General features: G+C 72.2%; 27 protein-coding genes. 14 read left to right on the forward strand and 13 right to left on the reverse strand.

What is annotated here, in order from left to right; translation table 11 throughout:
- Positions 1 to 61: 61 nt before the first annotated feature.
- Positions 62 to 655, forward strand: a complete 594-nt coding sequence (locus ACZ5SK_RS05260; RefSeq protein ID WP_334582596.1) for a transglutaminase family protein — start codon at positions 62 to 64, stop codon at positions 653 to 655.
- Positions 656 to 768: 113 nt separating this feature from the next.
- Here ACZ5SK_RS05260 and ACZ5SK_RS05265 read toward each other — a convergent pair whose 3' ends face one another.
- Both ACZ5SK_RS05265 and ACZ5SK_RS05270 read right to left on the reverse strand, forming a co-directional pair.
- The gene (locus tag ACZ5SK_RS05265; protein ID WP_334582595.1) at positions 769 to 1,497 is read right to left on the reverse strand and encodes a lysophospholipid acyltransferase family protein; all 729 of its coding nucleotides are present in this window, start codon (positions 1,495 to 1,497) and stop codon (positions 769 to 771) included.
- Between the two features lie 188 nt (positions 1,498 to 1,685).
- Positions 1,686 to 2,102 (reverse strand): DUF4395 domain-containing protein, encoded by a 417-nt coding sequence (locus ACZ5SK_RS05270; protein WP_334582594.1) that lies wholly within the window; start codon positions 2,100 to 2,102, stop codon positions 1,686 to 1,688.
- A gap of 75 nt (positions 2,103 to 2,177) precedes the next feature.
- On the opposite strand from ACZ5SK_RS05270, the gene ACZ5SK_RS05275 reads away from it, so the two are divergent.
- From ACZ5SK_RS05275 to ACZ5SK_RS05290, 4 genes are all read left to right on the forward strand, one after another.
- Positions 2,178 to 2,591: a TlpA family protein disulfide reductase gene (locus ACZ5SK_RS05275; protein WP_468575371.1), complete on the forward strand. Its 414-nt coding sequence runs from the start codon at positions 2,178 to 2,180 to the stop codon at positions 2,589 to 2,591.
- Between the two features lie 208 nt (positions 2,592 to 2,799).
- The gene (locus tag ACZ5SK_RS05280; RefSeq protein ID WP_334582592.1) at positions 2,800 to 3,309 is read left to right on the forward strand and encodes a flavin reductase family protein; all 510 of its coding nucleotides are present in this window, start codon (positions 2,800 to 2,802) and stop codon (positions 3,307 to 3,309) included.
- Positions 3,310 to 3,528: 219 nt separating this feature from the next.
- Positions 3,529 to 4,317 (forward strand): electron transfer flavoprotein subunit beta/FixA family protein, encoded by a 789-nt coding sequence (locus ACZ5SK_RS05285; RefSeq protein ID WP_334582591.1) that lies wholly within the window; start codon positions 3,529 to 3,531, stop codon positions 4,315 to 4,317.
- Positions 4,318 to 4,366: 49 nt separating this feature from the next.
- The gene (locus tag ACZ5SK_RS05290) at positions 4,367 to 5,329 is read left to right on the forward strand and encodes an electron transfer flavoprotein subunit alpha/FixB family protein (RefSeq protein WP_457493871.1); all 963 of its coding nucleotides are present in this window, start codon (positions 4,367 to 4,369) and stop codon (positions 5,327 to 5,329) included.
- Between the two features lie 71 nt (positions 5,330 to 5,400).
- On the opposite strand, the gene ACZ5SK_RS05295 is transcribed toward ACZ5SK_RS05290, so the two are convergent.
- Positions 5,401 to 6,321, reverse strand: a complete 921-nt coding sequence (locus tag ACZ5SK_RS05295) for an endonuclease/exonuclease/phosphatase family protein (RefSeq protein WP_457493872.1) — start codon at positions 6,319 to 6,321, stop codon at positions 5,401 to 5,403.
- A gap of 184 nt (positions 6,322 to 6,505) precedes the next feature.
- On the opposite strand from ACZ5SK_RS05295, the gene ACZ5SK_RS05300 reads away from it, so the two are divergent.
- Positions 6,506 to 7,810: a DUF6986 family protein gene (locus ACZ5SK_RS05300; RefSeq protein ID WP_457493873.1), complete on the forward strand. Its 1,305-nt coding sequence runs from the start codon at positions 6,506 to 6,508 to the stop codon at positions 7,808 to 7,810.
- 82 nt (positions 7,811 to 7,892) lie between these two features.
- On the opposite strand, the gene ACZ5SK_RS05305 is transcribed toward ACZ5SK_RS05300, so the two are convergent.
- From ACZ5SK_RS05305 to ACZ5SK_RS05315, 3 genes are all read right to left on the reverse strand, one after another.
- Positions 7,893 to 8,282, reverse strand: coding sequence for a VOC family protein (locus ACZ5SK_RS05305; protein WP_457493874.1), 390 nt, complete (start codon positions 8,280 to 8,282; stop codon positions 7,893 to 7,895).
- Between the two features lie 86 nt (positions 8,283 to 8,368).
- Entirely contained in the window at positions 8,369 to 9,136 is a 768-nt protein-coding gene (locus ACZ5SK_RS05310; RefSeq protein WP_468575374.1) for a hypothetical protein, read from the reverse strand.
- Positions 9,137 to 9,143: 7 nt separating this feature from the next.
- The gene (locus ACZ5SK_RS05315; RefSeq protein WP_334582585.1) at positions 9,144 to 10,181 is read right to left on the reverse strand and encodes a LacI family DNA-binding transcriptional regulator; all 1,038 of its coding nucleotides are present in this window, start codon (positions 10,179 to 10,181) and stop codon (positions 9,144 to 9,146) included.
- Between the two features lie 248 nt (positions 10,182 to 10,429).
- Between ACZ5SK_RS05315 and ACZ5SK_RS05320 the strand changes: the two genes are divergently transcribed.
- Positions 10,430 to 11,374, forward strand: a complete 945-nt coding sequence (locus ACZ5SK_RS05320; protein WP_334582584.1) for an ROK family protein — start codon at positions 10,430 to 10,432, stop codon at positions 11,372 to 11,374.
- A gap of 427 nt (positions 11,375 to 11,801) precedes the next feature.
- On the opposite strand, the gene ACZ5SK_RS05325 is transcribed toward ACZ5SK_RS05320, so the two are convergent.
- Positions 11,802 to 12,737, reverse strand: a complete 936-nt coding sequence (locus ACZ5SK_RS05325) for an ADP-ribosylglycohydrolase family protein (RefSeq protein WP_334582583.1) — start codon at positions 12,735 to 12,737, stop codon at positions 11,802 to 11,804.
- A gap of 118 nt (positions 12,738 to 12,855) precedes the next feature.
- Between ACZ5SK_RS05325 and ACZ5SK_RS05330 the strand changes: the two genes are divergently transcribed.
- Positions 12,856 to 13,053, forward strand: a complete 198-nt coding sequence (locus tag ACZ5SK_RS05330) for a hypothetical protein (protein WP_468575378.1) — start codon at positions 12,856 to 12,858, stop codon at positions 13,051 to 13,053.
- A 149-nt stretch (positions 13,054 to 13,202) separates the two neighbouring features.
- Entirely contained in the window at positions 13,203 to 14,273 is a 1,071-nt protein-coding gene (locus tag ACZ5SK_RS05335) for an NUDIX hydrolase (RefSeq protein ID WP_334582581.1), read from the forward strand.
- Between the two features lie 233 nt (positions 14,274 to 14,506).
- Here ACZ5SK_RS05335 and ACZ5SK_RS05340 read toward each other — a convergent pair whose 3' ends face one another.
- Positions 14,507 to 15,862 (reverse strand): dipeptidase, encoded by a 1,356-nt coding sequence (locus tag ACZ5SK_RS05340; RefSeq protein ID WP_334582580.1) that lies wholly within the window; start codon positions 15,860 to 15,862, stop codon positions 14,507 to 14,509.
- Positions 15,863 to 16,115: 253 nt separating this feature from the next.
- On the opposite strand from ACZ5SK_RS05340, the gene ACZ5SK_RS05345 reads away from it, so the two are divergent.
- Positions 16,116 to 17,339, forward strand: coding sequence for a geranylgeranyl reductase family protein (locus ACZ5SK_RS05345; RefSeq protein ID WP_334583789.1), 1,224 nt, complete (start codon positions 16,116 to 16,118; stop codon positions 17,337 to 17,339).
- A 30-nt stretch (positions 17,340 to 17,369) separates the two neighbouring features.
- On the opposite strand, the gene ACZ5SK_RS05350 is transcribed toward ACZ5SK_RS05345, so the two are convergent.
- Positions 17,370 to 17,825, reverse strand: coding sequence for a nitroreductase family deazaflavin-dependent oxidoreductase (locus tag ACZ5SK_RS05350; protein WP_334582579.1), 456 nt, complete (start codon positions 17,823 to 17,825; stop codon positions 17,370 to 17,372).
- A 153-nt stretch (positions 17,826 to 17,978) separates the two neighbouring features.
- On the opposite strand from ACZ5SK_RS05350, the gene ACZ5SK_RS05355 reads away from it, so the two are divergent.
- The 3 genes from ACZ5SK_RS05355 to ACZ5SK_RS05365 all read left to right on the forward strand — a co-directional run bounded on the left by ACZ5SK_RS05355 (position 17,979) and on the right by ACZ5SK_RS05365 (position 20,734).
- The gene (locus tag ACZ5SK_RS05355; protein WP_334582578.1) at positions 17,979 to 18,674 is read left to right on the forward strand and encodes a TetR/AcrR family transcriptional regulator; all 696 of its coding nucleotides are present in this window, start codon (positions 17,979 to 17,981) and stop codon (positions 18,672 to 18,674) included.
- A 117-nt stretch (positions 18,675 to 18,791) separates the two neighbouring features.
- A complete protein-coding gene (locus tag ACZ5SK_RS05360; RefSeq protein ID WP_334582577.1) occupies positions 18,792 to 20,054 on the forward strand; it encodes a sensor histidine kinase in 1,263 nt (420 codons plus the stop codon).
- Between the two features lie 14 nt (positions 20,055 to 20,068).
- Positions 20,069 to 20,734: a response regulator transcription factor gene (locus ACZ5SK_RS05365; protein ID WP_334582576.1), complete on the forward strand. Its 666-nt coding sequence runs from the start codon at positions 20,069 to 20,071 to the stop codon at positions 20,732 to 20,734.
- On the opposite strand, the gene ACZ5SK_RS05370 is transcribed toward ACZ5SK_RS05365, so the two are convergent.
- The gene (locus tag ACZ5SK_RS05370) at positions 20,695 to 20,979 is read right to left on the reverse strand and encodes a DUF6332 family protein (protein WP_334582575.1); all 285 of its coding nucleotides are present in this window, start codon (positions 20,977 to 20,979) and stop codon (positions 20,695 to 20,697) included. The two genes, ACZ5SK_RS05365 and ACZ5SK_RS05370, sit on opposite strands and share 40 nt — an antisense overlap.
- A gap of 70 nt (positions 20,980 to 21,049) precedes the next feature.
- On the reverse strand, positions 21,050 to 22,558 hold the full coding sequence (locus ACZ5SK_RS05375; RefSeq protein WP_334582574.1) for an MFS transporter: 1,509 nt from the start codon (positions 22,556 to 22,558) through the stop codon (positions 21,050 to 21,052).
- Between the two features lie 86 nt (positions 22,559 to 22,644).
- Between ACZ5SK_RS05375 and ACZ5SK_RS05380 the strand changes: the two genes are divergently transcribed.
- Positions 22,645 to 23,049 (forward strand): MarR family winged helix-turn-helix transcriptional regulator, encoded by a 405-nt coding sequence (locus ACZ5SK_RS05380; protein WP_334582573.1) that lies wholly within the window; start codon positions 22,645 to 22,647, stop codon positions 23,047 to 23,049.
- A 12-nt stretch (positions 23,050 to 23,061) separates the two neighbouring features.
- On the opposite strand, the gene ACZ5SK_RS05385 is transcribed toward ACZ5SK_RS05380, so the two are convergent.
- Together ACZ5SK_RS05385 and ACZ5SK_RS05390 are read right to left on the reverse strand one after the other, a co-directional pair.
- Positions 23,062 to 23,805, reverse strand: coding sequence for a maleylpyruvate isomerase family mycothiol-dependent enzyme (locus ACZ5SK_RS05385; RefSeq protein WP_334582572.1), 744 nt, complete (start codon positions 23,803 to 23,805; stop codon positions 23,062 to 23,064).
- 325 nt (positions 23,806 to 24,130) lie between these two features.
- Complete coding sequence (locus ACZ5SK_RS05390; protein WP_443041372.1) at positions 24,131 to 25,411, reverse strand: MFS transporter; 1,281 nt, start codon at positions 25,409 to 25,411, stop codon at positions 24,131 to 24,133.
- Positions 25,412 to 25,542 lie beyond the last annotated feature (131 nt).

Consider the following 25,542-nt stretch of genomic DNA (forward strand, 5'->3'; position numbering starts at 1 on the left):
TATACGGTCACCCTCAAAAGTATTTGACCCATGGGTGATCGTGTTCCTATGCTCTCCCGCCATGGAGCTGATCCAGGAGAACCCTGACCTGTCTGCGTACCTGGCCGCCGACGAGGCCGTCGACCACCATCATCCGCTGGTGCGGGCGACGGCCGCACGTCTTGCGCGGGATGCGGAGGACTCGTATGTCTATGCACGCCTGGCATTCGAGTTCGTCCGCGACACCATTCCCCACTCGCAGGACGTCGGCGACCCGCGCGTGACGTGGCGCGCCTCGGACGTGCTGGAGCAGGGGACGGGCATCTGCTACGCCAAGGCCCACGCGCTGGCCGCCCTGTTGCGGGCCGAGGACATCCCGACCGCGCTGTGCTACCAGCGGTTCGCACACGACGAGGGCGCCGGGTACGCCCTGCACGGACTCGTCGCGGTGCGCTTCAACGGGGCCTGGCACCGCCAGGATCCACGCGGCAACAAGCCGGGCGTGGACGCGCGGTTCTCCCTGGACGGGGAACGACTGGCCTTTCTGCCCGACGCCGAGACGGGCGAGCTGGACTACCCCGGCCTGTACGCCGCACCCCACCCGGCCGTACTCGCCGCACTGCAGACCGCTCAGGACCGCCCGCACCTCTGGCGGACGCTCCCCGCCTCACTGTGAGCCCCCCACCATTCGTGGACGTACGGCTGGGCGGGCCGGCCGTCCGGTGCGACCACGGCCGCAGCCGCAGCCGCAGCCGGCACCTCGCCCGGCGCGCGCTGTGCCGACGGACGTCAGCGCGCCTCGGCCTCGCGGACCTGCTCCGGCGTCGGCGCGGTGCCGCCCAGGTGGGCCGGCATCCACCAGGTGTCGCCCGCGTCCCTGGGACGCACCGGGTAGGCGCGCTGAGCGGCCTCCAGGAGCTCCTGGACGCGCTCGCGCAGCTGCCGGGTGATGGCGCCCGCGTACTTGTCGCGGGAGGCCTCGACGGCCTCGCCGACGCGGATGGTGATCGGGGTGTGGCTGCGCTTGAAGTTGCGCGGGTGGCCCTTGGTCCACAGCCGCTGCGTCCCCCACAGGGCCACCGGGATCAGCGGGACGCCCGCCTCCTGGGCCATGCGGGCGGCACCCGACTTGAAGCTTTTCAGGGTGAACGACTGCGAGATCGTGGCCTCGGGGAACACCCCGACGATCTCACCGGAGCGCAGCGACTCCAGCGCGTGCTGGTACGCCGTCTCGCCCTGGTTGCGGTCGACCGGGATGTGCTTCATCCCGCGCATCAGCGGACCGGAGATCCGGTGGCGGAACACGGACTCCTTCGCCATGAAGCGAACGAGACGTTTCTGCGGGAGCGCGGCCAGGCCGTCGAAGATGAAGTCGAGGTAGCTGATGTGATTGCTCACCAGCACGGCTCCGCCCGAGCGTGGGATGTTCTCCGACCCCTTGCAGTCGATCTTGAGGTCCCAGACCTTGAACAACGTCTGGGCGAGGCCGACGACGGGGCGGTAGACGAGCTCTGCCATGGGCGGGGCGGACCCTTCCTTCTCTTCGCCGAGGGAGGCTCCCGTCGGCAAAGTTACGCAGCCGTAGGTTTACGGCATCTCGCAGATCGTGCCCGAAGAACGGCCGGGGAGCCAGTCCTGGTGCCCGGCGGCGGCGAGATCCTCGTCACTTCAACCCTCTTGATCCACCTCGGCCTTTTAAGTCGCCTTTACTCCGTGCGCACCGCGACCCTCCGCACGAGCAGGTACAACTCGCAGCCGAGGCAGTACCCGAAAGCGGCATTCAGGAACGCGGCCGCCAGCGCCGCGCCGGTCGCGGCCAGGCCGAGCCAGTCGGGACCCAGGGTGAGGCCGGCGAGGCCGACGCCCGCGAACAGCAGGCCCACCGTCTGCGCGAACCGCGGCGGCTCGGGGGCCTCGAACTCGGTCGGCGGCCCGATCCGCGGCCGTACGACGGTGCGGAACAGCCGGCCGTACGGCGAGCGTGCCACCCCGCCCGCCGCGCCGAGCGCGAACGCCAGCGTCTGCCAGGCGAGCAGCCAGGCGCTGCCCGTGATCAGTACGACCGCGAGTACTACGGTCGTCACGGCGGCCCCGAAGCGCGGGCCCCTCGCATCGATGTCCATGAATCAAGCATTCCGCAACGGAAATGATTCATGGGGTCGGGAATCTTTGCAGTCTCATGAACGCTGGAGCGGCTGATGACCGGACTGATGGTGTGTGTGGCCGTGCTCGCGGCGGCGAGCGCCTTCGGAGTGCTGCAGCGGCGGCGGAGCGGGAGGGTGCGCGTGCGCGGGCGGGACGACGGACGACGAATCGGGGCGGACCGGCTCGGCGGCGAACTCGGCGAACGGGCCACGCTCGTGCAGTTCTCCAGCGCCTTCTGCGCGCCCTGCCGGGCCACCCGCCGGGTCCTCGGCGAGGTGGCGGGCGTGGTCCCCGGGGTCGCCCACATCGAGATCGACGCGGAGGCGCACCTGGACCTCGTCCGCGAACTCGACATCCTCAAGACGCCGACCGTCCTGGTCCTCGACGCCGACGGCCGCATCGTCCGGCGCGCCACCGGCCAGCCACGCAAGGCCGACGTCATCGCGGCCCTGGGGGAGGCCGTGTGACGCTCCCGAAGGCGACGGTGAGGCGGCTCCCAGATACCGGAACGCACTTGACTGCGCCCGCCACCCATCGTCAGCCTGGCTGTATGCCTGAGGAACTCCTTCTGCACGGACGGGTCCATGTCGACCTGGTCCGTACCGCGAGCGCGCGCTGTCCGGCCTTTTGAGCACCCACGGACCAGTTCGCCACTCCTCGCAGAAGGACAACTCCATGACGGCCACGCCCGACCTCGGCGCGCCTCGACTCGCCTCTCCCGATCTCCTGCGCTCCGTCTTCCGGCGGCATGCGGCGGGAGTCGCCGTGATCACCGCTTACGGTGAGAGCGGTCCGGTCGGTTTCACCGCCACCTCCCTCAGCTCCGTCTCCGCCGAGCCCCCGATGCTCTCCTTCGGCATCGGCGTCGGCGCCTCCAGCTGGCCCGCGATCTCCGGGGCCGACTACGTGGGTGTCCACATACTCGGCGAGCATCAGCAGGCGTTGGCCGCCACCTTCGCCAGGAGCGGCGCCGACCGCTTCGGCGCGCCGACCGTCTGGCGCGAGGGCCCGGAGGGCGTCCCCGTCCTCGACGACGTGCTCGCGTGGCTGGTGTGCCGTGTCGTCGCGCGTGTGCCGGCGGGGGACCACCGCATCGTGCTGGCCGAGGTCGTCCTGGGCGATCCCGAGGGCGCGGGCCGTCCGTTGCTCTACCACCAGGGGCGGTTCACCGCTCTGCGGGATTGATCACGGACCGGCTCTCCTGCGAAGTCGTCGGATTCCGATTACGCTGCGTTGCAAAGGTCACAGTTCAAAGCGCTTGCTTAGCGGGCATGAACTGAGTGTACTGACGAGTAATATTTCGGTCGGGAGCGCAGGCCGCCCCAACCGGGATCGGCCGCTTGTGACGCCTATGCTGCCTGGAAGAAGGCAGCCGAGAACTGACGATGCAGTAGGAGAGCCGGCGTGAGCTTGAGGATCGTTGTCACTGTGAAGTACGTGCCCGACGCCACTGGCGACCGGCACTTCGCCGATGACCTGACCGTCGACCGGGACGACGTGGACGGTCTGCTCTCCGAGCTCGACGAGTACGCGGTCGAGCAGGCGCTGCAGATCTCCGAGAACTCCGACGACGACGTGGAGATCACCGTCCTGACGGTGGGCCCCGAGGACGCCAAGGACGCGCTGCGCAAGGCGCTGTCGATGGGCGCCGACAAGGCGATCCACGTCGAGGACGACGACCTGCACGGCACCGACGCCATCGGCACCTCGCTGGTGCTGGCCAAGGCGATCGAGAAGGCCGGCTACGACCTGGTGATCTCCGGCATGGCCTCCACCGACGGCACCGCCGGCATCGTCCCGGCCCTGCTGGCCGAGCGCCTCGGCGTCCCGCAGGTCACCCTGCTCTCCGAGGTCTCCGTCGAGGACGGCACCGTCAAGGGCCGCCGGGACGGCGACGCCGCGAGCGAGCAGCTGGAGGCCGCCCTGCCGGCGGTGGTGTCGGTCACCGACCAGTCGGGCGAGGCGCGTTACCCGTCCTTCAAGGGCATCATGGCCGCCAAGAAGAAGCCGGTTCAGTCCTGGGACCTGTCCGACCTGGACCTGGAGGCCGAGGAAGTCGGCCTGGAGGGCGCCTGGACCGCGGTCGAGTCCGCGACCGCGCGTCCGGCCCGCACCGCGGGCACGATCGTCAAGGACGAGGGCGAGGGCGGCAAGCAGCTCGCCGAGTTCCTCGCGGGCCAGAAGTTCATCTAAGGCCTCTCGCCGACCGCCCCTCAACTTCGTTTCGCAGGAGAGCAATTTCATGGCTGAAGTCCTCGTCTACGTCGACCACGTGGACGGTGCCGTCCGCAAGCCGACCCTCGAGCTGCTGACCCTCGCCCGCCGTATCGGCGAGCCCGTCGCCGTCGCGCTCGGTGCCGGTGCCGAGAACACCGCCGCCGCGCTCGCCGAGCACGGCGCGGTCAAGGTCCTCACCCACGACGCGTCGGAGTACGCCGACTACCTCGTCGTGCCGAAGGTCGACGCCCTGCAGGCCGCCGTCGCCGCCGTCTCCCCGGCCGCCGTCCTGGTCCCGTCCTCCGCGGAGGGCAAGGAGATCGCCGCGCGTCTGGCGCTGCGCATCGGTTCCGGCATCATCACCGACGCCGTCGACCTCGAGGCCGGCGCCGAGGGCCCGGTGGCCACCCAGTCGGTGTTCGCCGCCTCCTTCACCACCAAGTCCCGTGTCGCCAAGGGCACCCCGGTCATCACCGTCAAGCCGAACTCCGCCGCCGTGGAGGCCGCCCCGGCCGCAGGCAGCGTCGAGGCCCTCGCGGTGACCTTCTCCGCCCAGGCGACCGGCACCAAGGTCACCGGCCGCACGGCCCGTGAGTCGACCGGGCGTCCGGAGCTGACCGAGGCCGCGATCGTGGTCTCCGGCGGCCGTGGCGTCAACGGCGCGGAGAACTTCGCCATCATCGAGGCCCTCGCCGACTCCCTCGGCGCGGCCGTCGGCGCCTCCCGCGCCGCCGTCGACGCCGGCTGGTACCCGCACACCAACCAGGTCGGCCAGACCGGCAAGAGCGTCTCGCCGCAGCTCTACATCGCCAACGGCATCTCCGGCGCCATCCAGCACCGCGCCGGCATGCAGACCTCGAAGACCATCGTGGCCGTCAACAAGGACGCCGAGGCCCCGATCTTCGACCTCGTCGACTACGGCGTCGTCGGCGACCTCTTCGACGTCGTCCCGCAGCTCACCGAGGAGATCAACACCCGCAGGGGCTGATCCCCCGACAGTCGCACGACTGTACGAGGCCCCCGTGACCGCGCAGGCGCGCCGGTCACGGGGGCCTCGGCTCATCCCAGGCTCAAGGAGGCCTGCACGGGCAGATGGTCGCTCGGGTACTGGCCGTTCACGGTGTAGGTGTCGGTCCACTCCCGGTGGACCGTGATGCCCCGAGTGGCCAGGATCCAGTCGATGCGGTCCCCGCCCGGCGTGAACGCCTTGTACCCGTGGAACGTCGCATACGCCCCGCCACGCGCGCGTGCCGTGTCCCACGTGTCGACCAGACCGGCGCCCAGCAGGGTGTCGTAGACCGGATTGGCGTGGGCGACGACGTTGAAGTCGCCGGTCAGCAGCAGCGGCAGGGAGCGGTCCAGCCGGGCGATCCGCTCGGCGATCAGGTCGGCGGAGCGCACGCGCGCGTACTGGCTGGCGTTGTCCAGGTGGGTGTTGAGGAGGTAGAACTCCCGCCCCCGCGCCCACAGATCACGGAAGCGGACCCAGGTGACCAGGCGGGGGTGGGCACCGCCCCAGGTGTTGGAGCCGCGTACCTCCGGCGTGGCGGAGAGCCAGAAGTGCGCGTACTCGGCCGGGGCGAGCCGGCGCTTGTCGTAGAAGACGGCCATCACCTCCTCGTCGCCGCCGCGGGTCGTGCCGATCCAGTCGTAGTGCGGCCCGAGATCGGCCTCGATGTCCCGCAACTGCGGCGGCTGGCCCTCCTGGGTGCCGATGACGTGCGGGGCCGCCCGGCGTAACAGCGTGCGCATGACGGGACGGCGGTCCGACCAGCTGTTGGGCTCCTCGTCGGACGCGTAGCGGAGGTTGAACGTCATGACGTCCAGCGGCGGCACGGGCGTGGGGTGGAGCGCCCCCGGTGACGCGTTCTCGCGCCGGGCGGCGGAGGCTCCTGCCACGCCGAGCAGGGGGAGGGCGGCCAGGGCGGCCACCATCGTTCTCAGTCCCGCCCGCCGGGTCGGCCCACCGCTGCCCGTCATGTGTCCCCCCTCGTCCCGTGAGCAAGGATGAAGGGGTGAACCGTCGTGCGGAAGGGGGCGTAGGTGCGGTGGTGAACGCGAGGGGACCACGGCGTGGACAGGGTGTTGACCTGCCGGAAGATCCCTGGCTAACTTCGTTCTACGGATTGTTTATTCCGTAGAGCGGAAAACTGGAGGCTGTGGGATGGGTCAGGGACAGCAGGAGACGGTGACGACGAGTCTCGCGGGCGCCGTCAGCGAGGAGATCAGCGCCTCCCTCGCCCCGGTCGACGCCGAACTCGACCGCCGCTACCCAGGAGACCCCGGCAGCCGCCAGCCGGTCCACACGGTCTACGTCCCCGGTGACGCCTTCGACGCCGACACGATCCGCTCGTGGGGCGACCGGGCCCTCGCCGCCCTCGACGAGCACGCACCCGACGCCGCGTCGTTCGCCGCCTGCCTCGGCCTGTCCGACGCGCTCGCCGAGCCTGTCTACGCGCGCGTGCGGGCCAAACTGGAGCGTGAGCCCATCGAAGACCTGCGCGTCGACTTCGAGGACGGCTACGGGCCCCGCCCGGACGCCGAGGAGGATGAGACGGCCGCCCGGGCGGCCCGCCTGATCGCCGAGGCGTACACCAAGGGCGCAGCGGCCCCGTACATGGGCATCCGCATGAAGTGCATGGAGGCCGCCGTACGCGACCGGGGCATCCGCACCCTCGACGTCTTCCTCAGTGGCCTGATGGAGGCCGGCGGCCTGCCCGGCGGCCTGGTCCTCACCCTGCCGAAGGTGACGTACCCCGAGCAGGTCACCGCCATGGTCCGGCTGCTGGAGGCGTTCGAGAAGGCGCGCGGGCTCGAACCCGGGCGGCTCGGCTTCGAGATCCAGATCGAGACCAGCCAGTCCATCCTCGCCACCGACGGCACCGCGACGGTCGCCCGCATGATCCAGGCGGCCGGGGGGCGCGCCACCGGCCTGCACTACGGCACCTTCGACTACAGCGCCTGCCTCGGCGTCTCCGCCGCCTACCAGGCCAGCGACCATCCGGCCGCCGACCACGCCAAGGCGGTCATGCAGGTCGCGGCGGCCGGCACCGGGGTACGCGTCTCGGACGGCTCCACGAATGTGCTGCCGGTCGGCCCGACCGAGAACGTCCACGACGCCTGGCGCCTGCACTACGGCCTCACCCGCCGCGCCCTCGCCCGCGCCTACTACCAGGGCTGGGACATGCACCCCGGCCACCTCCCCACCCGCTACGCGGCCGTCTTCGCCTTCTACCGCGAGGGTTTCGCCCAGGCCGCCGAACGGCTGTCCCGGTACGCCAACCGGGCCGGCGGCGACGTGATGGACGAGCCGGCCACCGCCAAGGCCCTCAGCGGCTATCTGCTGCGCGGCCTGGACTGCGGCGCCCTCGACCTCGCCGAGGTGACCGGCGCGACCGGGCTGACCCGGGCCGCGCTGGAGGGCTTCGCGGCCCCGCGCCGCGGCGATCTGACGGCGTCCGCCCGGTAGCGCGCGAGGGGCTCGGGCGCGCGAAGGCCGGCGGTCGGCCGGGGCCGGTACGCCCCGAGCGGCCGCCGGCCGTCAGGCAGGACTACTGCGCGGGGAAGGTGTACGGGGTCGTGATGATCTCCATCCCGTGCCCCGAGGGATCCATGAAGTACACGCCCCGACCGCCGTGGTTGTGGTTGATCTCGCCGGGCTGCTTGCCGTGCGGATCCGCGAAGTACGGGATCCCGCCCTGCTTGATCCGGTCGAAGGCCGCGTCGAACTCCTCGTCCGAGACGAGGAACGCGTAGTGCTGCACGACGATGGACTCCGCCGGGATGGTGGCGAAGTCCAGGGTGACCTTGTTGCTCGTCTCGACCGGGACGAACGGGCCCCACTCGGCCCCGACTTCGAGTCCCAGGATGTGGGCGAGGAACTCGGCGGACTCCCGGTTGTCACGGGAGTGGACGATGGTGTGATTCAGCTCGACTGACATGTGTGGAATGCCTCCGTAAGGCAAACTCACGGGCGCCTCCATGCCTCACCCGGACGGTGACCGACACGCGATGCCGTCTGATCATCCTAATGGATGTGCAGATACTCCAGGCCGGAAGCGATCACCATCTTCTCTTCCGCGAACAGCCGGGTGCCCCGCTCGCACAGCCGTGCGTCGGCCCGCGCCCGAGCGCAGAACTCCTCCGGAGTGGCCCCGAACAGCAGGCGCAACGCCGGTGACCCTGCGAGGAGTTCGGTGATCAGGGCGCGTTGCCCGGGATGGCTGCGCGGAGCGCCGGCGCCGTTGTGCAGTACCCCATGATGATTCACGTACGCGAACGCTTCGAGGAGTGCCTCGCCGTTCTCCAGCTCGACCCGGAAACCCGGCGCGGGCAGCAGGACCCGGTCGTAGTTCGGCTCCGTCGCGTCGATCATGGCGAGTTGCTCGGCGTCCAGCCAGATGACGAACAACTCCCGTGTCGCATCAGGGGCGTTGACCGGGGACGCGGACACGTACCCGAGCCGGCTGACGTGGGCCGAGACGCCCACGTCGAGGCCCGTCACGCGCGTCCTCACCATCGGGACGGGCGAGGCGATCCCGAACTCGGCCATCTTGTGGCGCAGTTGGGCGGGGCTGGCGTTGGAGCCGACGGCCACGACGGGAGTCCGGCCGGGATGCGTCAGCCGGTCCAGCGGCAGCAGCCTGTCCCCGTCGAGGAGCCCGGTCCTGGCCGGCCGGGCGCCGGGATAGCTCAGCGGATGGTCGCGCAGCGCGTCGGCCAGGCCCAGCGCCTCCAGCGTGCCGTACTCCAGCGTGCCGTGCTCCGGCGTGCGGTACTCGTCGCCGGCGTCCACAGGAGCCTCACTCCGCCGGCGGCAGCTCGCCCGAGCCGCGGGTGACGAGCCGGGTCGGCAGTTCGATGCGCTCGGGCGCGATCAAGGTGCCGTCCAGCTGCCGGAACAGCCGGTCGGCGGCGGTGCGGCCGAGGGCGGCCGCGTCCTGGGCGACCACCGTGACCCCCGGCTGGAGCAGGTCGGCGAGCTCCAGGTCGTCGAAGGCCACCAGGGCGACCCGGCGGCTGCGCTCGGCGAGCACCCGGATCACGGTGACCGTCACCCGGTTGTTGCCCGAGAAGATCGCTGTCACGGGCGCGGGTCCGGACAGCATCTCCTCGGCCGCCCGGCGCACCCGCAGCGGATCGGTGGCGCCCAGCGACATCCACCCGCCCTCGACGGGTATCCCCGCGTCCTCCATCGCCGCCCGGTAGCCCCGCAGGCGCTCCGCGGCGGTGTGGATGCGCGGCATGTCGCCGATGAAGCCGATCCGACGGTGCCCATGTGACACGAGATGGGCCACGCCCTCGCGGGCTCCGCCGAAGTTGTCCGACAGGACGCAGTCGGCGTCGATCCGGCCGGCCGGCCGGTCGACGAAGACCGTGGCGACGCCCGCCTTGATCTCGGGCTCCAGGTACCGGTGGTCGTCACCGGCCGGGATCACCACCAGGCCGTCCACCCGACGCGCGCACAGGGCCAGCGCCAACTCCTGCTCACGGTCGGGGTCCTCGGCGCTGGAGCCGTTGATGAGCAGTGCTCCGTGGGCCCGGGCCACCTCCTCCACCGCGCGGCTGAGGGGCCCGTAGAACGGGTCGGCGAGGTCCTCCAGGACCAGGCCGATGCTGGCCGTACGGCCCTTGCGCAGCACCCGGGCGCTGTCGTTGCGGCGGAAGCCCAGCGCGTCGATGGCCTCCTGGACACGCCGTTCCGTCTCGGACGTCACCCCGGGCTCGCCGTTCACCACGCGCGAGACCGTCTTGAGGCCGACTCCGGCGCGAGCGGCGACGTCCTTCATGGTGGGACGGTTGCCGTAACGGCTCTCGGGCCGGCGCTGCGTCTCGGGCACGATGCTGGGTCCTGTCCTGTCGTCCCCGGGAGGCCGGCCCTGCCCGCCGGCCACACGCCGTGTTCACGAAGTGTTGCGTAGGGGATGCGCGGGGCCCAGGGGTTGTATGAGGATGTGGCGTCGAGCATAGAGCCTGGACAACGTTGTCAGATGCGGGGGACACTGTCCACCGCAATCTCCGGCCCGCGTCCCCCCAACCGCTGGACCGGCCAGCCCTTTTCCATGGTGGACCGGGAGAAACCAGACTGATGCACACCGACCTCGTGGCCGCGCTCGACATCGGCGGCACCAAGATCGCCGGAGCGCTGGTGGACGGCGACGGCACGATCCTGGCCCGCGCGCAGCGCCCCACGCCCGCACAGGAGAACGGCGACACCGTGATGCGGGCCGTCGAGGAGGTGCTGGGGGAACTGACCGTGTCGCCGCTGTGGGGCCGCGCGCATGCCGTCGGCATCGGCAGCGCGGGCCCGGTGGACGCCTCCGCGGGCACGGTCAGCCCGGTGAACGTGCCGGGCTGGCGGGCCTATCCGCTGGTCGAGAGGGTCCGGGCCGCGACCGGGGACCTTCCGGTCGAGCTGATCGGCGACGGCGTGGCGATCACGGCGGCCGAACACTGGCAGGGCGCCGCCCGCGGCCACGACAACGCGCTGTGCATGGTGGTCTCCACCGGCGTCGGCGGCGGCCTGGTGCTGGGCGGCCGACTGCACCCCGGTCCCACCGGCAACGCCGGGCACATCGGGCACATCAGCGTCGACCTCGACGGCGACGCGTGTCCGTGTGGTGCGCGCGGCTGTGTGGAGCGCATCGCGAGCGGCCCCAACATCGCCCGCCGGGCCCTGGAGAACGGCTGGCTGCCCGGCCCCGACGGCGACACCTCCGCGGCCGCGGTGGCCGCGGCGGCCCGGGCGGGCGACCCGGTCGCCGTGGCCTCGTTCGAGCGGGCCGCCCAGGCCCTGGCCGCCGGCATCGCGGCCACCGCGACCCTCGTCGAGATCGACATCGCGGTGATCGGCGGAGGCGTCGGCAAGGCGGGCGAGGTGCTCTTCGCACCCCTGCGCCGGGCCCTGCGCGACTACGCGACCCTCTCCTTCGTCCAGCGCCTGAGGGTGACGCCCGCGCAGATGGGCACGGACGCGGGCCTGGTGGGGGCGGCGGCGGCCGCCCTGGCGAGGAGAACCGCGGCGGGCGTCTGACACAGCACAGCAGGAACGTTCCGACCTGGGGGGATGCTGTGAGGCTCGGCCTGTCGGCGTGAGGTGGGGGCCCGGGTGGTCGGCGGGGCGGGGTGTGTGGGCGCCGCCGTTGCGCCCGGCCGGTGGTCGCGGTCGGGGATGGGGCAGCCACCGGTCGTTGTCGGCCTGGGGTGAGGGCCCGATGGTCGGCGGGCGGGCGTGCGAGGTCGCGCCGTTGGCCCGGCACCCGGCCGCGGCCGGTGTGGGGAGCGACTGGTCGTTGTCGGCCTGGGGGATGCTGTGAGGCTCGGCCTGCCGGCCTGCCGACCTGCCGGCCTGCCGGCGTGGGGTGGGGGCCGGTGGGCGGCGGGGTCGGGGGTGAGGTCGCGCCGTTGCGTCCGGCACCCGGCCGGGGTCGGGTGCCGGGAGTGATCGGGCGGGATCGGTCTCAGGCGACGGCCGGCCGTATTGCGGCGAGGGGGTCCCAGCCGCTTCGGGCGGGGATGTCCTCGCAGGCCTGGCGCCAGGCGGTCGGGACAGCGCCGGTGCCGGTGCGGGCGGCGACCACGCCTCCCGCGATGGCACAGGTCGTGTCGCGGTCGCCCCAGCCGCCCACGGTCTGCCACAGGGCCTCGGGCAGGTCGTTCAGGTGCCCGGCGGCGGACCAGAGGGCGAACGGCACCGTGTCCGGAGCCGAGATCAGCGTCCCCGAGCCCAGCACGGACGCCGCATGGCGCACCGACGTGTGCTCGGGCAGGTTCGCCGCCACTCGCAGTCCGGAGCGGACGTCGCTGTCCGGCACCTGCGCGGCGACCTCCCGCAGGAAGACCGCGCGCACAGGGGCGTCCGTGTCCGCGCAGGCGGCAGCCAGCGCGGCGGCGACCGCGACGGCCACCGCGCCCGCGACCGCCTCCGGATGGGCATGGGTGGCCAGCGCGGACAGCCGGGCCTGCTCGCGGGCCTCGGCAAGGTCGCCGTGGAACCAGGCCCCCAGCGGCGCGACCCGCATCGCCGCGCCGTTGCCGTAGGAACCCTGTCCGCCGAACTGCCCCGTCGTCACCGCCCGCCAGTCCTCGCCGTCGGCGATGCGCCGCAGCACACCGTGCATGGACGGGCCGTACTTGCGGCCCGGGTCGCGGCCGTACTCGGCGGCGAACTCCCGCGCAAGGTCGTCCGGACGGACCTCCCCGTGCGCCGTCAGGTGGGCGAACAGCACGAACGCCATCGCCGAGTCGTCCGTCCACAGCCAGGGCGCCGGACGCGGCTCCCGGGCCGCCCACAGCGCCTCGGCGGGTTCGTCGGAGCGGGTGAACCAGCTGTCGCCGAAGGCGTCGCCCAGGACGAGCCCGTCCAGACTGGCGTGGGCGTGCTGCGGACTGCTCATGGCAAGGCTCCTCGGAAACGTCGGCGATCACGGCATTCTCACCGGGGACCGGTGCGCCGCGCGAACGAATTGCCGGGTCACGCGTGACCCCGCGCCCGTCCGCGCAGTTGATCCGCGCATGAAGAAGCGCAGCATGCTCGCCATCGCCTCCCTCGCCACCGGCTTCGTCGTCGCGGCGATCACCCCCTCGCACGGCCTGGACGCCGAGGACCTCGGCGGACTGAACGTCGGCGACACCCTCGGCACGCTCGATCACACCGTCATCGCCAGCGACAGCCTGGCCATCGATGACGACGCCCTGGGGCAGAGCGGCTGACGGACCAGGCAGCAGGCACGAAGCCGTGGCGCCGGACCCCACCGGGAGGGGTACCGGCGTCACGGCGTTTGTGCGCCCTCAACGGGAACTGGTTTCCGTGGCAGGGTGGAGCGGGCAAGCCACAGGGGGCCAACAGAAGAGGGGGAACCGTGACCGTCGTCTGGATCAACGGCGCGTTCGGTGCGGGGAAGACAACCACCGCACGGGAATTGATCGACCTGATCCCGAACAGCACGCTCTTCGACCCCGAGGTCATCGGCGGGGCGCTCCCGTACCTGCTACCGCCGAAAAGACTCGCCGAGGCCGGCGACTTCCAGGACCTGCCGATCTGGCGACGGCTCGTGATCGACACGGCGGCCGCGCTCCTCGCCGAGCTGGGCGGCACCCTCGTCGTCCCCATGACCCTGCTGCGCCAGGAGTACCGCGACGAGATCTTCGGCGGCCTCGCCGCCCGCCGGATCGCGGTCCGGCATGTCCTCCTCGCTCCGGCGGAAACGATCCTGCGCGAGCGAATAGCCAACCGGGAGGTCCCGCCCGACCTCCCGGACGGCGAGATACGGATCCGGCAGTGGTCGTACGACCACATCGAGCCGTACCATGCCGCCCTCGCCTCCTGGCTCACCGCCGACGCCCACCCCGTGGACAACGGCGCCCTCACCCCGCACGAGACGGCCGCCCGGATCGCCGAGGCCGTGGCCGGCGGCGCCGTGTCCGCGTGCGCCATCGTGCAGACCCCCGAGCCCACCGCCGAGACGCTGGCCGCCGGCGTGCTCCTCTTCGACGAGGAGGACCGGGTGCTGCTCGTCGACCCGACGTACAAGCCCGGCTGGGAGTTCCCGGGCGGCGTGGTGGAACCCGGGGAGGCGCCCGCGCGCGCGGGTGTGCGCGAGGTCGAGGAGGAGACCGGGATCCGGTTGGCGGACGTCCCCCGGCTGCTCGTCGTCGACTGGGAACGACCGGCGCCTCCCGGCTACGGCGGGCTGCGGCTCCTCTTCGACGGCGGCCGGCTCGACCCGGCGGCGGTGGCGGGGCTGCTGCTGCCCGGCCCCGAACTGCGCGCCTGGCGCTTCGCCACGGAGGAGGAGGCGGCCGACCTCCTGCCGCCGGTCCGCTACGAGCGACTGCGCTGGGCGCTGCGGGCCCGTGAGCGCGGGGCCGCGCTCTACCTGGAGGCGGGAATTCCCACCGGGGAACTCCCGCCGGGACGAGACACGCCGTAGCGCCCGCCGCCGGAAGGGGGCCGGGCGGCGCTCCGCCCGGACCTGTCCTTCGAAACCCTCCCGCACCCTCGGCGACCGTGGCGTCACGGCCGACGACTGCGGCGGTCCGTCCTGGACGGGGGTGCGGGCGAGTGCCGAAGTGGGCGTCGGAGCACAGGAGTTGACGGACCGTCAAGGAATCCGGTCGGGGCCGCCGGCGCCCTCGCTCCTGCGCTGTCGGCCCGGAGGTCGGTTCAGCTCGCCGCGTAGGTGCGCAGGAACAGAGCCTCCGCCACCGACAGCCGCTCCAGCTCCTCGGGGGACACGCTCTCGTCGACCGCGTGGATCTGCGCCTCCGGCTCGCTCAGACCGATGAGGAGGATCTCGGCCCGCGGGTAGAGGGCGGCGAGGGTGTTGCACAGGGGGATGGAACCGCCCTGGCCCGCGTACTGCATGTCCTGACCGGGGTAGGCGACGGCCATGGCCTCGGCCATCGCCGCGTAGGCCGGGCTGGTGGTGTCGGCGCTGAACGCCTGGCCCTGGCCGATCTGCTCGGTGCTCACGCGCGCGCCCCACGGTGTGTGGGCCTCCAGGTGCGCCTGGAGCAGCTTCGTCGCCTCGGCCGCGTCCACGCCCGGCGGCACGCGCAGGCTGATCAGGGCGCGGGCGCTCGCCTGCACGGACGGGGTGGCGCCGACCACCGGCGGGCAGTCGATGCCGAGGACGGTGACGGCGGGCCGGGCCCAGATGCGATCGGCGACCGTGCCGGAGCCGATCAGCCCGACGCCGTCCAGCACCTTCGCGTCCTGGCGGAACTGTCCCTCGTCGTACTGCAGGCCCTCCCAGCGCGAGTCGTCGGTCAGCCCGTCGACGGTGGTCGAGCCGTCCTCGGCGCGCAACGAGTCCAGGACGCGGATGAGCGCGCCCAGCGCGTCGGGCGCGGCCCCGCCGAACTGGCCGGAGTGCAGGTTGCCCTCGAGGGTGTCGATCCGCACGCGCATCATGGTCATGCCGCGCAGGGTGGCGGTGACCGTCGGCAGCCCGACGCGGAAGTTGCCCGCGTCGCCGATGACGATGGTGTCGGCCGTCAGCAGCTCCGGGTGTTCCTCGGCGTACCGCTCCAGCCCGCCCGTGCCCATCTCCTCGGAGCCCTCGACGATGACCTTGACGTGGACCGGGACGCCGCCGTGGGCCTTGAGGGCGCGCAGGGCGAGCAGGTGCATGATGACGCCGCCCTTGCAGTCGGCGCTGCCGCGGCCGTACCAGCGGCCGTCGCGCTCGGTCAGTTCGAAGGGCGGGGTGGTCCAGGCGGCCTCGTCCAGCGGCGGCTGCACGTCGTAGTGGGCGTAGAGCAGGACGGTCTTCGCACCTTCGGGGCCGGGCAGGTAGCCGTAGACCGACTGGGTGCCGTCGGGGGTGTCGAGCAGGGCCACGTCCTCGAAGCCCTCGGCGCGCAGCGCGGCCGTGATCCAGTTCGCGGCGGCCTCGCTCTCGCTTCTGGGGAACTGGTCGAAGTCCGCCACCGACTTGAAAGCCACCAGTTCGGTGAGCTCCGCCCGCGCCCTGGGCATGAGCGAGGCGACGGTCTCGGCGACCGGATTCGACGACATGGGCACGCTCCTTGTGGGTGCGACGTTGTACGGGGTGGCACTGGTCCGTTCGGGGGACCGTGCGAGCGTACGCGCTGCCGGGATGGGGGCGCGCACGCCGCCGATCCTCGCACAGCGGACCGTCATGGGACCGTGACGATCTCCGCCGTAGGATGCGGGGGACAGGTGCGGCAGGCGGCTTGATCGGGAGCAGTAGACCATCGTGAGCAGCGAGAACTCTTCGGCGGACGACGAGAACTCTTCGGCGGACGACATGCGGCTGGTGTGGGACGTCGTCGTGGTGGGCGCGGGGCCCGCGGGGGCTTCGGCCGCCTACGCGGCGGCGGTCGCGGGGCGGCGCGTGCTGTTGCTGGAGAAGGCGGAGCTGCCCCGTTACAAGACATGCGGCGGCGGCATCATCGGCCCTTCGCGCGACTCCCTGCCACCCGGCTTCGAGTTGCCCTTCCGGGACCGGGTGCACGCGGTGACGTTCTCGAACAACGGGCGCTTCACCCGGACCCGCCGCTCCCGCCAGATGCTGTTCGGGCTGATCAACCGGCCCGAGTTCGACCAGCAGCTCGTGGAGCACGCCCAGAAGGCGGGCGCCGAGCTGCGTACGGGCGTCACGGTCACGCGCGTCGAGCAGCACGGCTCGGCCGTTCCCGACCGGCGCACGGTCGCGGTCGTGCTGCAGGGCGGCGAGACGCTCCTGACGCGGGCGGTGGTCGGCGCCGACGGCAGCGCGAGCCGCATAGGCGCGCACGTCGGCGTGAAGCTCGATCAGGTGGACCTCGGCCTGGAGGCGGAGATCCCGGTGCCGGAGACGGTCGCCGAGGACTGGAAGGGCCGTGTCCTCATCGACTGGGGCCCGATGCCCGGCAGTTACGGCTGGGTGTTCCCCAAGGGGGACACGCTGACGGTGGGCGTGATCTCGGCGCGCGGCGAAGGCGCCGCCACCAAGCGCTACCTGGAGGACTTCATCGGGCGGCTCGGTCTCGCCGGGTTCGAGCCGAGCATTTCCTCCGGTCACCTCACCCGTTGCCGCGCCGACGACTCCCCGCTCTCGCGCGGTCGGGTACTCGTGTGCGGGGACGCGGCTGGTCTGCTGGAGCCGTGGACCCGCGAGGGCATCTCCTTCGCGCTGCGGTCGGGCCGGCTCGCCGGCGAGTGGGCGGTCCGTATCGCCGAGGCGCACGACGCGGTGGACGCCCGCCGCCAGGCGCTGAACTACGCCTTCGCGGTCAAGGCGGGCCTCGGTGTGGAGATGAGCGTCGGCAAGCGGATGCTCACCCTCTTCGAGCGGCGGCCCGGGCTCTTCCACGCCGCCCTCACCGGCTTCCGCCCGGCGTGGCGGGCGTTCGCCGACATCACACGCGGCCACACGACGCTGGGCGAGCTCGTCCGCACGCATCCGATGGCCCAGCGGGCACTCACCGCCATGGACCGGCGGTCTGCGGCGACGGCGCCGGCGCAGACCGCCGAAGAGGCCGGTTCCTGACGGATCCCGAACCCGGGCGCGCGACGCGGATCACCGCCGGTTCGTGACCGTGACCCGGAACACCGGGTGGTCAGGGGCGATACGGCGCAACTCGGCCTCGGAGGAGTCCGGGCCCACCCCGTTGAAGAAGACGCCTACCTCGGCCTTCCAGCGCTTGAGGTAGGCGCGCAGCAGAGGTGTCTTGTCGTCGTCGGCGACCTCGATGGCCGTGAACTCCTCCACGGCCTTGCCGAGATGGAGCTCGCCGCCGCCCGCCGCGCGCATGTTGTGCGTCCACTGGACGTGGCCACGCGGCGCGACCAGGTACTGCTGGCCGTCCACGGTCAGCAGGTTCACCGGGGTGGTTCGCCATGCGCCGCTCTTGCGGCCGCGGACCGCCAGCACCCTCGAACCCCACACGCTGAGACCGCGACGGGTCAGCCAGGCCACGGCACGGTTGAAGACGTTGACGGTGAACCAGCCGGGCTTCTGCACGTGGGTGGACATGGCTGCTGCCTCCTGAGGCGGAAAGTGTGAGCACTGCTCTCGCTTGAGGAGAGTCTGCCTGAGAGCAGCGCGCCAGGGCAAGAGCGCCGCTCTCTTTTTTGTTCACCGTTCTCGATTGTGTGCACCGCTCCTCGTTCATGGCACAGTGAGGGAATGAGCAACACCGTTCGAGGGGCCCGTGCCCGCGCCAGGATCGAGGTCACCGCCGCCATCAAGGACGAGGCCCGCAGACAGCTCGCGTCCGAGGGCGCCGCCAAGCTCTCGCTGCGCGCCGTCGCCCGCGAACTCGGCATGGTCTCGTCCGCGCTGTACCGCTACTTCCCGAGCCGCGACGACCTCCTCACCGCACTCATCATCGACGCCTACGACTCTCTCGGCGAGAGCGCGGAGGCCGCCCACGCCGCGGTCGCCGACGCCGTCCCCGTCGAGCGCTGGATCGCGGTCGGCGAGGCGGTGCGCCGCTGGGCACTGGCGCACCCGCACGAGTACGCGCTGATCTACGGCTCGCCGGTGCCCGGATACAGCGCACCCGACGCGACCGTCCCGGCCGCAGCCCGCGTCGGCGTCCTCCTCATCGACATCGTGCGCGACGCACACCGGGCGCAGGGGCTTCAGGCGCCGCTCCTGACGGACGACCTGGTCCCCGAGGCGGTGCGGATGGCGGCCGATCTCGCCCCCGACCTGCCCCCGGGCGCGGTCGCCGCACTCGTCGCGGCCTGGGCCCAGCTGTACGGACTGGTCGGCTTCGAGCTGTTCGGGCAGTTCCACCGTCTTGTCGAGGAACGCGAGCCGTTCTTCCGGTACGCGATCACACGGCTCGCCCGCGACGTGGGGCTGCGCCAGGCGTGAGGGTCGCTCCCCGGTACACGGCGCGCGGGGGTGCCGGCGCGTACTTCCAGGGGAGTACGGGTGATCACCTCGTCCGGTGGACGTCCGGCACGGGCGGCGGCGTCTAGCGTGGCCGACATGGACGAAGAGCAGGTGCGCGGGCGTGGTGGCCCGCTGCGGTGGTGGCGGCACGGGCCACCGTGGCCGCGTCGCCGGGAGGGCCGGGACGGCCGGGAGGACACGGTGCCGGGCGCGGTGCGGTGGCCCTGGCGTTCCACCGTGGCGGTCACCGTCTTCGTCCTCGTCGGCTCGAACTTCGCGGCGCACGCGCAGGAGGGCCAGCGGGCCTCGCTCGACGCGTTCGCACGGGTGCTGCTGGTCGTTGCCTGCGGGCTGCTGCTGTGGCGGCGACGGCACCCGGTGGCCGTCGTGTTCGGCACGGCGGCCGCCGCAGCGCTCTACCTGGGCGCCGGCTACCCCTACGGGCCGGTGTTCCTGACCGTGGCCGTGGCCTGCTTCGCCGCCGTCGTCGCCGGGCACCGCCGGGCCGCCTGGACGGCCCTGGGCATGCTGTGGGCCGTGCATCTGGTGGTCGCGCACTGGCTGTACCGGTGGCTGCCGCCCGCCGGCGACGCCCCGGCGCCCTTCGGGCAGGAGATCGTCGTCGCCGGCTGGGTCGTGGCGATCGTGGCGATGGCGGAGCTGGCCCGGATCCGGCGCGAGAGCTGGGACCGCGAGCGGGCCGAACGCGCCCAGGCCGCCCGGCGGCGCGCCGACGAGGAGCGGCTGCGCATCGCCCGCGAACTGCACGACGTCCTCGCGCACAGCCTGTCGGTCATCAACGTGCAGGCGGGCGTGGGCCTCGCACTCCTCGACTCCGATCCACAGCAGGCGCGCACCGCGCTGACCACCATCAAGTCCGCCAGCAAGGAAGCGCTGGGCGAGGTGCGCCAGGTGCTCGACACGCTGCGCACGCCGGGTGACGCGCCGCGCACTCCGGCGCCCGGCCTGGACCGGCTGCCCGAGCTGGTGGAACAGGCGGCGCGTGCGGGCCTCACGGTCCAGGTGGAAGGGGAGCCGCCCCGGCTGCCGCCCGGCGCCGACCTCGCCGCGTTCCGCATCGTCCAGGAGGCCCTGACCAACGTCGTACGCCACTCCGGCTCGCGCCAGGCGCGCGTGCGGCTCGATCGCAGCGGCGGGACGCTACGGCTCCGTATCGACGACGAGGGACCGGCGACCGGGGCCGACGCGGGCGGCAGCGGCAACGGTCTCGCCGGAATGCGGGAGCGGGCCGCGGCCCTCGGTGGCACGATCGAGGCGGGGCCGCGGCCCGACGGCGGCTTCCGGGTGCTCGCGGTACTGCCGATCCGGACGGGCCCGGAGACCGGGGCGAACCCGTGAGCGAGGGAGGACCGGTGATCCGCGTACTGCTCGCCGACGACCAGTCGCTGGTCCGGGCGGGGTTCCGGGCGCTGCTCGACGCGCAGTCGGACATCGAGGTGGCCGGGGAGGCCGCCGACGGGGAGGAAGCGGTGCGCGCGGTGCGTGAACTGCGGCCCGACGTCGTCCTGATGGACATCCGGATGCCCCTCCTCGACGGCCTGGCCGCCACCCGCCGGATCAGTGAGGACGAGGCGCTCTGCCAGGTCAAGGTGGTCATGCTCACCACCTTCGAACTCGACGAGTACGTCTTCGAGGCGATCCGCTCGGGTGCTTCCGGCTTCCTGGTCAAGGACACCGAGCCGGACGAACTCCTGCGTGCGGTGCGGGCGGTGGTGGCCGGGGACGCGCTGCTCTCGCCGGGCGTGACACGTCGGCTCATCGCCGAGTTCGCCGCCCGTTCCAAGGAGCCGGCAGCCGCCGATGCGCTGGTCCGGCTCACCGAACGGGAACGGGAGGTGATGGCGCTGGTCGGGATCGGCCTGACCAACGAGGAGATCGCCCGTCGGCTGGTCGTCAGCCCGCTCACCGCCAAGACCCATGTCAGCCGCACCATGGTGAAGCTGGGCGCCCGGGACCGGGCCCAACTGGTCGTGCTGGCCTACGAGTCGGGGTTGGTGCGGCCGGGCTGGCTGGGCTGAGCCTGCGCACGGAAGCGGAGCAGCACGGAGACCACCCGGGCCACGAACACCAGGGGTGCGAGGGCGAGGCCCGCCCGCAGCAGCGACTTCTCGGCCAGGTCCGGCAGTTCGAACAGCAGCGCCGGTCCGGCGACCGCCCCGAAGAGCACCGCCGCCGCGAACACCGCGCTGCACAGCGCGTATCCGATCTCGACGGTGATCGCGTCCCGCTCGGCCTGTGTGCGCCGTCCCCCGTAACCGCTCATACGGCGAGTCTCACAGGAGTGCGCCCGGCGAGCAATCGGCCCGGCCGGGCGCACAGGTGGAGGATCTCCGCTAGTCGCGGACCCCCACCGCCTCGGTCCCCACGTCCGTCTTCACGTCCGCCTCCGTTACGGTGGACTTGGCGACGACGACCGAGCCCTGGGGGCGTCGGGCGCGCAGCCCGGGGAGGGTGATGAGCAGGCCCGCCGCGGCGATCACCGTCACCACCGCCAGCCCGGGGCGGTAGCTGTCGAGGACGGCCTGCGGGGTCGGGTCGGCCGGGGCGCCCGCGGTCACCACCGCGGTCACCACTGCCAGGAAGATCGCGCCGCCGACCTGCACCGAGGTGTTGAGCAGCCCCGAGACCATGCCCTGCTCATGGTCCGCCACACCGTTGGTGGCCTGGATGTTGAGCGAGGGGAAGACCAGTGCGCAGGCCGCGCCGATCAGCAGCATCGAGGGCAGGATGACAGCGGCGTAGACCGGGTCGAGATCGACGCGCAGGAACAGTGCGTACCCGGCGACCATGAAGGCGAAGCCGGCCGCGATCAGCCGCGGGGTGCCGAAGCGGTCCACGATCGAACCCACCTTGGTCGAGGACACCGCCACCAGCGCACCGGCCGGCAGGAAGGCGAGCGCCGTGTGCAGCGCCGACCAGCCGAGCAGCGTCTGCATGTAGAGGGTGGCCAGGAACTGGAAGCCGACATAACTGCCGAAGAAGGCCATCGCCCCGAGCTGGGCGCGGATCTGACTGCCGGACCGCAGCACGCCGAGCCGGATCAGCGGGCCGGCCGAGCGTCGCTCGACGAGGACGAAGACGGTCAGCAGGACGGCGACGGCGAGGAACGACAGCAGGGTGCGGGCGGATGCCCAGCCGGCCTCCGGGGCCTGGACCACGGTGAAGACCAGCAGCAGCATCGAGGCGGTGCCGAGGACGGCGCCGGGCACGTCGTAGCCGTTGTGGTCCTTCTCCCGTTCGCTGCGGGGCAGCAGCTTCAGTCCCGCCGCGAGCGCGAGCAGGGCGATCGGCGCGGGCAGCAGCATGGTGAGGCGCCAACTGGCCTCCGTGAGCAGGCCGGAGAGGACCAGGCCCATCGAGAAGCCGGTCGCGGCGCAGGTGGTGTAGATGGCGAGGGCGCGGTTGCGCAGCGGGCCCTCCGGGAACGTCGTGGTGATGATCGACAGGCCGGCCGGTGCCGTGAAGGCTGCGCTCAGGCCCTTGATGAACCGGCTCGCGATCAGCAGCGGACCGGAGTCGACGAGCCCGCCGAGCAGCGAGGCCAGCGCGAACACGCCGAGAGCGACCAGGAAGACCTGGCGGCGGCCGAGCAGGTCGGCCGTGCGGCCGCCGAGGAGGAGCAGGCCGCCGTAGCCCAGGATGTAGCCGCTGACGATCCATTGCAGGGTCGAGGTGGTCAGGTCGAGGTCGGAGCCGATGGACGGCAGGGCGACGCCGACCATCGACACATCCAGCGCGTCCAGGAACATCGCGGCGCACAGCACCAGCAGGGTGCCCCACAGCCGGGCGGTCCAGCGGCCCTCGGCGAGCGAAGACGCGGGGGAGGGGAGCGGAGAGGTCATGCCGGAGACATTACATGCGCACGCATCGAATGCAAGCGCATTTAATTCCGGTGCAATGAATTCCGTTCTCTGCTACGGTGCGCCCCATGGCGGCGAAGACGGGCGCGACCGAGGCCGAGCAGGCGCTGGTGGAACAGTGGCGGGACATGCTGGCGCTGCACGCGCGCACCCAGTGCGAACTCGACCGGGCACTTCATCAACACGGCCTGTGCGCCAGCGACTTTGAGGTGCTCGACGTCCTCGCCGAGTCGGGCGCGCCGGACGGCACGTGCAGCTATCGCGTCCAGGAGATCGCCGAGCGGGTCCACCTCAGTCAGAGCGCGCTGTCCCGGCTTGTCGCGCGACTGGAGAAGGACGGTCTGGTCGAGCGCCGCATGTGCGCGGAGGACCGCAGGGGCGTGCGGGTGGCGCTCACGGGGAAGGGGCGCGCGCTGCACGGCGACGTACGGCCGGTACAGCGCGCGGTGTTGACCCGGATGCTGGCGGACTGACCCCACGGTTCCTCAGATGGCGGACGTCTCCTGCCACAGCGTCGCCAGTGCGGCGTCGCCGGTCGCGCTCGGGAGCGGCAGCCGGTTCCAGAGGGACAGATAGAGCAGTGCCGCCGGCCCCGACACCTCGCAGTCGGCGGCCCCTTCGGCATTGCGCTCCGTCATGGGCGGCTCCGGCGACAGGCGGACGGTCCACACGGCGTCGGCCGTGTCCGTCGCCCGCACCCGCAGGACCCGGGGCTCCTCGGTGCGCACCCTGCTCCTGGCGCGCGCGTGGAACCCGCGCAGCAACTCGTCGATGCCGTCCGCCGCGAAGTCGACGGCGAACTCACCGGCGATCTCCTCGGGCGTCCGGCCGCGGGCCGACTCCGCGTCGACGCGATGCACGGCCGTCTCGTGCGCCTGCCGTCTGGCCCAGAACGCGAGCGGTGACGGCGCGGAGAAGAAGTGAAAGCACCGCACATCGGGCGAGGCGGCGGAGAGCGTGTCGACGAGTCGTCGGTGCCCCTCGCGGAACCAGGCCAGCAGCGCGTCGCCGTCGAGATCCGGCGGCTCGGTCGGCGGCCGGAACGAAGGGTGGCCCTCGGCCACGAACGACGTCGCCCAGCGGTGCACCGTGCCCGTGTGTCGCAGCAGGTCCCTGACCTGCCAGTCCGGGCAGGTCACCACCTTCGCCCCGGGGCCCGCCTCCGCCGCGGCGGAGGCCAGCGACCGGCCCTCGCGGTCCAGGGCGCGGATGAACTCGGCAGTCTCCATACGGGGGAGTCTGCCGGATGGAGCGCAGTCGAAACCAACGGCCGCGAAGCTGTCGTCGGGCCGAGCCGTCGACGGGCCGAGCCGTCGTGAAGCCGTGAGTCGCCGAGCGGCCAAGTCGTCGAGTGGGCGGGTGGCCGAGCCGTCGAGCGGTCGTGACGCCGCAAGTCGCCGAGTGGGCGAGTGGGCGAGTCGTCGAGCCGCCGAGCGGGCGGGCGGCCGAGCCGTCATGCCGTCGAGTGGCCGAGTCGTTGAGCGGTTGAGACGCCGAGTCGCCGAGTCGCCGAGTCGCCGAGTTGGCGAGGCGTAGGTCGTCGGGTCGCAGTGGTCAGTCGGCCGTGGTTTGGCGTGTGGCGAAGCCGATCGCTGCGGCAACTGCGGCCAGGACCGCCACGCTGGTGAGGGCGGCGGAGAGGGAGAACCAGTCCGCCATGAAGCCGATGGCGGGCGGGCCCAGGAGCATGCCGCCGTAGCCGAGCGTGGAGGCGATGGCGACTCCGCTCGGGCCGGCCAGGGCGCCCGCGCGTTCGACGGCCACCGGGAAGAGGTTGGCCAGGCCGAGCCCTGCGATCGCGTAGCCCAGGAGCGCCGCCCACAGGGCCGGGGCGAGGGAGCCGAGCAGCATCCCGGCCGACGCGACCGCGCCGCCGGCGACCACGGTGCGGGTACGGCCGAGCCGTTCGAGGAGGGTGGTGCCGGTGAGCCGGCCGACCGTCATGGCGAGTGCGAAGCAGGAGTAACCGGCCGCGGCGGCCCCGGCGGAGGAACCCAGGTCCTGTTCCAGGTGCAGGGCGCCCCAGTCGGCGAGAGCGCCTTCGCCGTACGCCGTGCAGAGGGCGATCAGGCCGAAGACGAGGACGAGCCGGCGGGTGCGGGCGGTCGGGCGGTGCGGGCCCGCCTGCGACGGCGTGTCGCGGGGCGCCTTCGCGGCGGCCGGAAGCTCGGTGCCTGCGGTGCCTGCGGTGCCGGAGGCGTCGGCGGTGGCGTCGGGGGCGGGCGGGCGCGGTGGCTCGTGCCGGAGCAGTGTGGGGCCCGTGAGCGCGGTGACGAGCAGGCCGATGATCCCCAGGACCAGCAGATGGCGGGTGGGGGACAGGGATCCCGCGACCAGGCCGCCGAGCCCGGCGCCGATCATGCCGCCCAGGCTGAACGCCGCGTGGAACGTGGGCATGATCGGCCTGCGCAGCGCCGCGACCAGCGCGACTGCGGCGCTGTTGAAGGCGACGTTGATCCCGCCGTAGGCCGCGCCGAAGAGCAGCAGGACGGCGCCGAGGGCGGCGGCGGAGTGGGTGAGTGGCGGGAGCGTGACGCTGAGGGAGAGCAGCACCGCGCAGACCACGGTGACCGGGTGGCTGCCGTAACGGTGGCAGAGGCGCCCGGTGAGCATCATCGTGATCACCGCGCCCGCGGAGACACCGAGGAGCGCGAGTCCGAGGGTGCTGGGGGAGGCGCCGGTCTGCTGCTTGATGGCAGGGATGCGGACGACCCATCCGGCGAAGATGAAGCCGTCGAGGGCGAAGAAGGTGGTCAGGGCGATACGGAGAGAGATGAGGTGGTTGTGGTCGTCCGGCACGGCGTTGTGCGATCGGATTTTGTTTATCAGCGGCACAAAATAAGGCTAGGGGGTTGATCGGGGCTGGACAAGGGGCCCGGGCACGCTCGGCCTGCCCGCGTGCACACGGTTTCTTCACGGAAATGATGGGAGGGACGTGTATGAAGGTTAAAATGATCGAAGTAGAG

This window comes from Streptomyces sp. NPDC031474 (assembly GCF_055581185.1).

Excerpts from the sequence above, each read along its gene's own strand:
- ACZ5SK_RS05260 (WP_334582596.1), top strand. The coding sequence starts at position 62 with ATGGAGCTGATCCAGGAGAACCCTGACCTGTCTGCGTACCTGGCCGCC.
- ACZ5SK_RS05265 (WP_334582595.1), bottom strand. The coding sequence starts at position 1,497 with ATGGCAGAGCTCGTCTACCGCCCCGTCGTCGGCCTCGCCCAGACGTTG.
- ACZ5SK_RS05270 (WP_334582594.1), bottom strand. The coding sequence starts at position 2,102 with ATGGACATCGATGCGAGGGGCCCGCGCTTCGGGGCCGCCGTGACGACC.
- ACZ5SK_RS05275 (WP_468575371.1), top strand. The coding sequence starts at position 2,178 with ATGACCGGACTGATGGTGTGTGTGGCCGTGCTCGCGGCGGCGAGCGCC.
- ACZ5SK_RS05280 (WP_334582592.1), top strand. The coding sequence starts at position 2,800 with ATGACGGCCACGCCCGACCTCGGCGCGCCTCGACTCGCCTCTCCCGAT.
- ACZ5SK_RS05290 (WP_457493871.1), top strand. The coding sequence starts at position 4,367 with ATGGCTGAAGTCCTCGTCTACGTCGACCACGTGGACGGTGCCGTCCGC.
- ACZ5SK_RS05295 (WP_457493872.1), bottom strand. The coding sequence starts at position 6,321 with ATGACGGGCAGCGGTGGGCCGACCCGGCGGGCGGGACTGAGAACGATG.
- ACZ5SK_RS05300 (WP_457493873.1), top strand. The coding sequence starts at position 6,506 with ATGGGTCAGGGACAGCAGGAGACGGTGACGACGAGTCTCGCGGGCGCC.
- ACZ5SK_RS05305 (WP_457493874.1), bottom strand. The coding sequence starts at position 8,282 with ATGTCAGTCGAGCTGAATCACACCATCGTCCACTCCCGTGACAACCGG.
- ACZ5SK_RS05320 (WP_334582584.1), top strand. The coding sequence starts at position 10,430 with ATGCACACCGACCTCGTGGCCGCGCTCGACATCGGCGGCACCAAGATC.
- ACZ5SK_RS05325 (WP_334582583.1), bottom strand. The coding sequence starts at position 12,737 with ATGAGCAGTCCGCAGCACGCCCACGCCAGTCTGGACGGGCTCGTCCTG.
- ACZ5SK_RS05330 (WP_468575378.1), top strand. The coding sequence starts at position 12,856 with ATGAAGAAGCGCAGCATGCTCGCCATCGCCTCCCTCGCCACCGGCTTC.
- ACZ5SK_RS05340 (WP_334582580.1), bottom strand. The coding sequence starts at position 15,862 with ATGTCGTCGAATCCGGTCGCCGAGACCGTCGCCTCGCTCATGCCCAGG.
- ACZ5SK_RS05345 (WP_334583789.1), top strand. The coding sequence starts at position 16,116 with ATGCGGCTGGTGTGGGACGTCGTCGTGGTGGGCGCGGGGCCCGCGGGG.
- ACZ5SK_RS05350 (WP_334582579.1), bottom strand. The coding sequence starts at position 17,825 with ATGTCCACCCACGTGCAGAAGCCCGGCTGGTTCACCGTCAACGTCTTC.
- ACZ5SK_RS05355 (WP_334582578.1), top strand. The coding sequence starts at position 17,979 with ATGAGCAACACCGTTCGAGGGGCCCGTGCCCGCGCCAGGATCGAGGTC.
- ACZ5SK_RS05360 (WP_334582577.1), top strand. The coding sequence starts at position 18,792 with ATGGACGAAGAGCAGGTGCGCGGGCGTGGTGGCCCGCTGCGGTGGTGG.
- ACZ5SK_RS05370 (WP_334582575.1), bottom strand. The coding sequence starts at position 20,979 with ATGAGCGGTTACGGGGGACGGCGCACACAGGCCGAGCGGGACGCGATC.
- ACZ5SK_RS05375 (WP_334582574.1), bottom strand. The coding sequence starts at position 22,558 with ATGACCTCTCCGCTCCCCTCCCCCGCGTCTTCGCTCGCCGAGGGCCGC.
- ACZ5SK_RS05380 (WP_334582573.1), top strand. The coding sequence starts at position 22,645 with ATGGCGGCGAAGACGGGCGCGACCGAGGCCGAGCAGGCGCTGGTGGAA.
- ACZ5SK_RS05385 (WP_334582572.1), bottom strand. The coding sequence starts at position 23,805 with ATGGAGACTGCCGAGTTCATCCGCGCCCTGGACCGCGAGGGCCGGTCG.